This is a genomic window from Stenotrophomonas sp. 278 (assembly GCF_003935715.1).
Lineage (GTDB): Bacteria > Pseudomonadota > Gammaproteobacteria > Xanthomonadales > Xanthomonadaceae > Stenotrophomonas > Stenotrophomonas maltophilia_AH.
In genome coordinates, this window is the sequence record NZ_RHPP01000187.1 from 1 (window position 1) to 6,456 (window position 6,456).

6 protein-coding genes are annotated in these 6,456 nt (G+C 67.1%); 2 read left to right on the plus strand and 4 right to left on the minus strand.

The features are described 5' to 3' along the window. Window positions 1-103: 103 nt before the first annotated feature. Window positions 104-670, minus strand: a complete 567-nt coding sequence (efp, locus tag EGJ34_RS19810) for an elongation factor P (protein WP_125362160.1) — start codon at window positions 668-670, stop codon at window positions 104-106. Window positions 671-796: 126 nt separating this feature from the next. Here efp and epmB point away from each other — a divergent pair, with 126 nt between their 5' ends. Beyond that, window positions 797-1,801, plus strand: a complete 1,005-nt coding sequence (gene epmB, locus EGJ34_RS19815) for an EF-P beta-lysylation protein EpmB (RefSeq protein WP_125362161.1) — start codon at window positions 797-799, stop codon at window positions 1,799-1,801. Window positions 1,802-1,897: 96 nt separating this feature from the next. Here epmB and EGJ34_RS19820 read toward each other — a convergent pair whose 3' ends face one another. From EGJ34_RS19820 to EGJ34_RS19830, 3 genes are all read right to left on the minus strand, one after another. Next, window positions 1,898-4,024 carry an EAL domain-containing protein gene (locus EGJ34_RS19820; protein ID WP_125362162.1) on the minus strand — a complete coding sequence of 709 codons (2,127 nt, stop codon included), beginning with the start codon at window positions 4,022-4,024 and terminating at the stop codon, window positions 1,898-1,900. Continuing rightward, window positions 4,021-4,905 carry a phosphate/phosphite/phosphonate ABC transporter substrate-binding protein gene (locus tag EGJ34_RS19825; RefSeq protein ID WP_260477072.1) on the minus strand — a complete coding sequence of 295 codons (885 nt, stop codon included), beginning with the start codon at window positions 4,903-4,905 and terminating at the stop codon, window positions 4,021-4,023. Before EGJ34_RS19825 ends, EGJ34_RS19820 begins: the two co-directional genes overlap by 4 nt. A 127-nt stretch (window positions 4,906-5,032) precedes the next feature. Further along, window positions 5,033-5,800: an RNA methyltransferase gene (locus EGJ34_RS19830; RefSeq protein ID WP_125362164.1), complete on the minus strand. Its 768-nt coding sequence runs from the start codon at window positions 5,798-5,800 to the stop codon at window positions 5,033-5,035. 117 nt (window positions 5,801-5,917) lie between these two features. Here EGJ34_RS19830 and EGJ34_RS19835 point away from each other — a divergent pair. Continuing rightward, window positions 5,918-6,456: inositol monophosphatase family protein (locus EGJ34_RS19835; RefSeq protein WP_148100528.1), on the plus strand; the 539-nt coding region annotated here is incomplete at its 3' end.

The following is a 6,456-nucleotide window of genomic DNA, read 5'->3' on the forward strand; positions in this document are numbered from 1 at the left end:
GCCTTGGGACTGCCTGGGCCGGCCAACGGCCGGCGCTACCGCTTGGGTCGGGGTGTGCAGCCGGGCATGGCCCGGCTCTACAACGTAATCCGGCGTGGCCGGATTACTTCACGCGTGCGGAGTATTCGCCCGAACGGGTGTCGACCTTGATGACTTCGTCCTGGTTCACGAACAGCGGCACGCGCACCACGGCACCGGTTTCCAGGGTGGCCGGCTTGCCGCCGCCGCCGGAGGTGTCACCACGGACGCCCGGATCGGTTTCAGTGATCTTCAGTTCGACGAAGTTCGGCGGCTGCACGAAGATCGGAGCACCGTTGAACAGGGTCACGATGCAGGCTTCTTCGCCCTTCAGCCACTTTTCCGCGCCGCCCATGCCGGCCTTGTCGGCCTGGACCTGCTCGAACGATTCCGGGTCCATGAAGTGCCAGTACTCGCCATCGCTGTACATGAAGTTCATGTCGGTGTCGACGACGTCGGCCACTTCCAGGTCGTCGGTGGCCTTCATGGTCAGTTCGACCACGCGGCCGGAACGGATGAAGCGGTACTTGACGCGGGTGAACGCCTGGCCCTTGCCCGGCTTGACGTATTCGGTGTCCGTGATGACGGCTGGTTCATTGTTGACCAGGATCTTCATCCCGTTCTTGACGTCGTTCATGCCGACAGTGGCCATGCGGTAACTCCTGAATGGGCAAACGCCGCGCAGGCGCGGCGAGCCGGATAGAATGGAAAGCCCCACCGCTGCCGGTGGGATGTCACGTTGTTCTGCCCCCTATGATAACCGCAAGGCCCGCCTTTCATGCAGCTCTCCGCCACGCCCCTGCCCTCTCCCGTCCGCTGGCAGCAGCTGTGGCGTGATGCGGTCCGCGACCCGCGGGTGCTGCTCGCGCAGCTGGGGCTGGACCCGGCCGGGCTGCCGGTCTCGGACGAGGCGCTGGCCCAGTTCGCGCTGCGGGTGCCGCAGGGTTTCATCGCCCGCATGCGCCACGGCGACGCGGCCGACCCGCTGCTGCGACAGGTCCTGCCGATTACCGACGAGCTGCAGCTGGCCCCCGGGTTCACCCTGGACGCGGTCGGCGACGGGCTGGCCCGCAAGGCCACCGGGGTGATCCAGAAATACCGCGGCCGCGCCCTGCTGGTGACGACCGGCAGCTGCGCGATCAACTGCCGCTACTGCTTCCGCCGGCACTTCGACTACGGCACCGAGAATGCCGCCCGCGAGGGCTGGCGCGAGGCGGTGGACGCGATCGCGCAGGATCCGGACATCGACGAGGTGATCCTGTCGGGCGGCGACCCGCTGTCGTTGGCCACCCACAAGCTGGTCGAGCTGACCGACGCGCTGAAGCAGATCCCGCACCTGCGCCGCCTGCGCATCCACAGCCGGCTGCCGGTGGTGCTGCCGGAGCGGGTCGATGCCGACCTGGTGCAGTGGATCGCCAGCCTGCCGTGGCCGGTGGCGTTCGTGATCCACGCCAATCATGCCAATGAGTTCGACGCCAGCGTGGATGCCGCCATGGCCCGCCTGCGCGACGCCGGCTGCACGCTGCTCAACCAGGCGGTGCTGCTGCGCGGGGTGAACGACAGCCTGCAGGCGCTGCAGGACCTGAGCGAACGCAGCTTTGCCGGTGGCGTGCTGCCGTATTACCTGTACCAGGTGGACCGCGTGCAGGGCGTGGCCCATTTCGAAGTGGACGACGCCACCGCCAAGTCCCTGCACGCCCAGCTCACCGCGCGGTTGTCGGGGTACCTGGTGCCGAAGCTGGTGCGGGAGATTTCCGGGGATTCGAGCAAACGACCCGTGTAACGGGCGTTTGCGGCGACGACCAACGGTCGTCGCCTACCCGCGCGACCGAACATGCAACCACGGTAGGTGACGACCGTTGGTCGTCACGCCGGTGCGTTACCGCCCCGATTCGATCATCTGCACCACATCCGTCGCGCTGACCGGGTGGCTCAGCCAGTAGCCCTGGGCCAGGTCGCAGCCGCGCTGGCACAGCAGGTCGAACTGAACCTCCTGCTCGATACCTTCGGCGACCACGGTAATGCCAAGGGCATGCGCCATGGCGATGATCGCGGTGGTCAGGGCGAGGTCGTCGGGGTCGCGCTGCATGTCGGCGACGAAGCTCTTATCGATCTTCACCCCGTCCACCGGCACCTGCCGCAGGTGGCTGAGGCCGGAGAAGCCGGTGCCGAAGTCGTCCAGCCACACCTTCACGCCGGTGCGGTGCAGCTTGTCCAGAAGCGCCGCGGCCAGCATTTCGTCGCCGATCACCGCCGTTTCGGTCAGTTCCAGGTGCAGGCGCGAGGCCGGCAGGCCGGTTTCGCGCAGGCAGTCGGCCACCAGCGTGGGCAGCTCGCCACCGCGCAGCTGGCGCGGCGAAACGTTGACCGACACGAACAAACCCTCGCCGTCGCTGGTGAGCGGCCACTGGATGGCCTCCATGCATGCGGCACGCAGTACCTTCGGGCCGATCACTTCGATCAGGCCGCTCTGTTCGGCCACTTCAATGAACACCGACGGCGGAATGGTGCCGAGTGTGGGATGCTGCCAGCGCAGCAGCACTTCCACGCCGCACAGGCGGCGGTCGCGTGTGCGGAAGATGGGCTGGTAGACCAGCCGCAGCTCGCCGCGCTCCCAGGCCCCGCGCAGTTCCTGCTCCATGTGCACGCGGCGCTCCACAGCGTGGTCCATGGCCCGGCTGTAATAGCGGTAACAGTTCTTGCCGGCCATCTTGGCCTGGTACATGGCAATGTCGCCGTTCTTCAGCAGCGTGGTCGCATCGGCCGCGTCGTCCGGGAACAGGGTGACCCCGATGGACGTTCCCAGGAACAGCTCGCGTCCCTGTACCACCAGCGGCTTGCCCAGCTCGCGCACCAGCAGCTCGGCCAGCTGACGGGCGTTGGCGGCGACATCGCCGTCGCCGACCAGGATCACGAATTCGTCGCCGCCAAAGCGCGCCAGCAGGGCTTCGTCGCCACCGGCCTGGTGCACCGCCGCGCTGATGCGCTGGGCAAACTGCAGCAGCGCTTCGTCGCCGGCCTCATGGCCAAGCGTGTCGTTGACCCGCTTGAAGTCATCCATGTCGGCAAACAGCAGCGCCAACCGGTGGTTGGAGGCGCGCGCGGCCATCAACCGGTGATCGAGCGCCTCGCGGAACGCCAGGCGGTTGGTCAGCCCGGTCAGCGCGTCGGTATAGGCCATGTGCCGCACTTCGCGGTCGTGGCGGGCAATGGCCTCGCTCATCCGCGCGAACGCGCGCACCAGCTCGCCCACTTCGCCGGAACTGCTGCTCCGGTCCAGCTGCGGGCGGTAGTCACCGGCCTCGATCTGGCGGGCGGCCGCAGCCAGCCCACGGATCGGCGCGACCAGCGTGCGCTGCACATAGATGATCACCACCACGCCGATCACCAGCAGCAGGCCCAGCATCAGCAGCAGCCAGCCCAGGTGGCGCTTGCCGACCTGCTGCAGGCGGTCGCCGAGGGTCTGGTTGGCGCGCTGCTCCATGGCCTGGACGTCGTCCAGGGCCATGCCGACGCGTACCCCACCGATCCGCTGGTTGCCGACCATGATCGGCATCGCGTTGTCGAGCACCTTGGGCGACTGCTGCACCACCAGCGTACGTGCGGCCACCGCACCGGCCGCCAGCGGGTCCTGCATGGGCCGGCCGAAATCGGCCACGTCGGCCGAGCCGTCATGGATCAGCTTGCCGTCCTCGTCGAACACCAGCACATAGCGCACCACCTGCTGCCGCGAGGTATTGCGCACCAGCGCACCCACCTGCTGCAGGTCGTTGTAATAGAGCGGATTGGCCAAGGCATCGGACAGCTCGCGCGCCAGCGCCTCGCCCCGGCTGCGCACGCTGCGGTCGAACAGGTCATGGATGACCGTGCCGCTGAGGTGCTTGACCTCGTCCTGCATCGTCGCCTGGCGCCCCAACACCACGGCCACGATCGCCATCACCACCACCATCGCCCCGCCCATCGCCAATACAAAGCGGGACTGCATTCCAGAACCCAACGGCCTCATTCCACTTCCATCCGCACGCGTGTAAGACCCTGTTTCAATTCATCCATCCGGTGCTGCATCTGCGCATCCACCCGATGGAACCCGGACGTACCAAAAAACTTCTCAAGCGCCCCCTGCGCCTGCGGGTCCGACGCGGCCTGCAGCAGCACCTCCTGCAGCCGGTCGCGCACCTTCGCATCCAGCCCGGCGCGCACCACTTCCACCGCACGCGGGTAGGTCTGGGTACGGTACAGCACCCGGAAGTCGCGCCTGAAGCTGGCTGGCACCCGCTGCGGGTCAGACCAGTCCACGCTGCTGACCGCGCCGGCGTCGACCAGCCCCTTGTGCACGAAGGTGGCAATGTTGGCCTCAGAACGCGCAAAAACATAGCCCACGGTATCGGGCGCGGCCGCGTCACGGGCCGACAACAGGATCTCCGGGGTCAGCCCGTGCTGCAGCAGGGTCATCACCGGCACCAGGTAGGCGCTGGTGGACGCCACGTTCTGCAGCGCCAGCGAGTGACCCTTGAGATCGGCCAGCGCCCGGATCGGGCTGTCGCGGCGGACGAAGAACACCGTGTGGTAATCGCGCACGCCGCTGCGTTCGGTCAGCAGCAGCGGTTGTGCGCCACTGCGCAGGCCCAGCGCCACGGCGGTGCCGGTGGTTTCGGTAACCCAGTCCACCCGGCCGCGGCGGAGATAGCTGGCCATCTGCTGGGCATCCGGGGCCATCAGGATGCGGCCTTCGGTGATGCCGACATCGCGCATGCGCGGCACCACATAATCGAGCAGAGGCTGCAGCTGTGCATGGTGTGCCTTGGGATTGTCGCTGATCCGGCCCAGAACGAGCACGTGGCGCGACCCGGCCTGGTCGGGCGCGGCCTGTGCGGTACTGCCCATCATGACGACGACCAGACACAGCAGTCCGCCCTGCAACAGCCTTCGCAGCACCGGCAATCCCATCTGCTCCCCCCAAAGGAATCGAGACAGCCTACCCGAAAAAGTGTGACGTGCGTCAGGTCACGGGGGCTTATTTCTGCGCCAACCGCGCCATCCGCTGGGCATCGGCCAGGATGCCGCGCAGCAACCGTACTTCCTGCTCGCTCAATTCAGTGCGAAGGAACAGACGACGCAGCTTGCGCATGGCCGACTCCGGGGCACGGCCCTTGTGGAAGTCGATGTCGTCGAGGGTCTGGCCGAGCTGGCCGAACAGACCTTCCAGCTGGGCATGGCTGGCGGCCTGCTCACGCGGCTCGGCATCGCCAGCGACGGCTGCGGGAGCCGCGTCGAGGTGAGCCATGCGCAGCTCATAGGCCAGCACCTGCACGGCGGCGGCAAGATTCAGCGAGCTGAACTCCGGGTTGGACGGAATGTGTACGGCCAGGTGGCACAGCTGCAGCTCTTCGTTGGTCAGGCCGGTGCGCTCGCGCCCGAACACGAAGGCGACCTCGGCGGCGTCGGCGGCGTCACCGGCCTTGGCCAAGGCACGCTGGGCAGCAACGGCGGGCAGCAGCTCCTCCAACTGGACCCGGCGCGCGCGGGCGGTGCAGCCCAGCACCAGCCGGCAATCGGCAACGGCCTCGGCCAGGGTGCCCACCACCGGAGCGTCGCCGAGCACGTCCTCGGCCCCGGCGGAGCGTCGGAAGGCTTCTTCATCGAGGGGCTTTTCGGGAGCCACCAGCACCAGCCGGCCCAGCCCCATGGTCTTCATGGCGCGGGCGGCAGCGCCCATGTTGCCGGGGTGCTGGGTGCCAACCAGGACGAAGCGGATGCGGGTTGGAGCGGTTTGCAGGGACATGAACAGGCCAAACGCGAGAAGAACTGCGACAAATGGTAAACTGTGTCACCGGCCTGTGCGCCGGCACCGCTCTTTTCCCCCGCCAATCCCCCTCTGCCTTTCCGGGAGCTTTTCGCCATGCAGAAACCCGCCGTCACCGTCATGGTCAAGGCCGCCCGCCTCGCCGGCAACGTTTTGTTGCGCAACATCAACAAGCTGGAAGCACTGAACGTGGTGCAGAAGGGGCGCATGGACTATGCGAGTGAAGTGGATGCGGACGCGGAAAAGGTGATCGTCAAGGAACTGAAGCGCGCCTACCCGGAATACGGGATCATGGGTGAAGAAGGTGGTGTGCAGGCGGTGAACCGCTACATGTGGGTGATCGACCCGCTGGACGGCACCAGCAACTACCTGCGCGGCTTCCCGCACTACTGCGTGTCGATTGCACTGACCGAAAACGGCGAACCGACCGACGCGGTGATCTTCGACCCGTTGCGCAATGAACTGTTCACGGCCAGCCGTGGTGCGGGCGCGGTCCTGAACGACCGCCGCATCCGCGTGGCGGACCGCAAGGACCTGTCGGGCGCGATGATCCACACCGGCTTTGCGCCGCGTGAACGCAACCGCGCCAGTTCGCAGCTGAAGGCGCTGGACGCCCTGCTGGTGCAGGCCGAAGA

Bases quoted from the DNA above. Each gene is read 5' to 3' on its own strand.
- efp (WP_125362160.1), bottom strand. From the start codon at position 670: ATGGCCACTGTCGGCATGAACGACGTCAAGAACGGGATGAAGATCCTG.
- epmB (WP_125362161.1), top strand. From the start codon at position 797: ATGCAGCTCTCCGCCACGCCCCTGCCCTCTCCCGTCCGCTGGCAGCAG.
- EGJ34_RS19820 (WP_125362162.1), bottom strand. From the start codon at position 4,024: ATGAGGCCGTTGGGTTCTGGAATGCAGTCCCGCTTTGTATTGGCGATG.
- EGJ34_RS19825 (WP_260477072.1), bottom strand. From the start codon at position 4,905: ATGATGGGCAGTACCGCACAGGCCGCGCCCGACCAGGCCGGGTCGCGC.
- EGJ34_RS19830 (WP_125362164.1), bottom strand. From the start codon at position 5,800: ATGTCCCTGCAAACCGCTCCAACCCGCATCCGCTTCGTCCTGGTTGGC.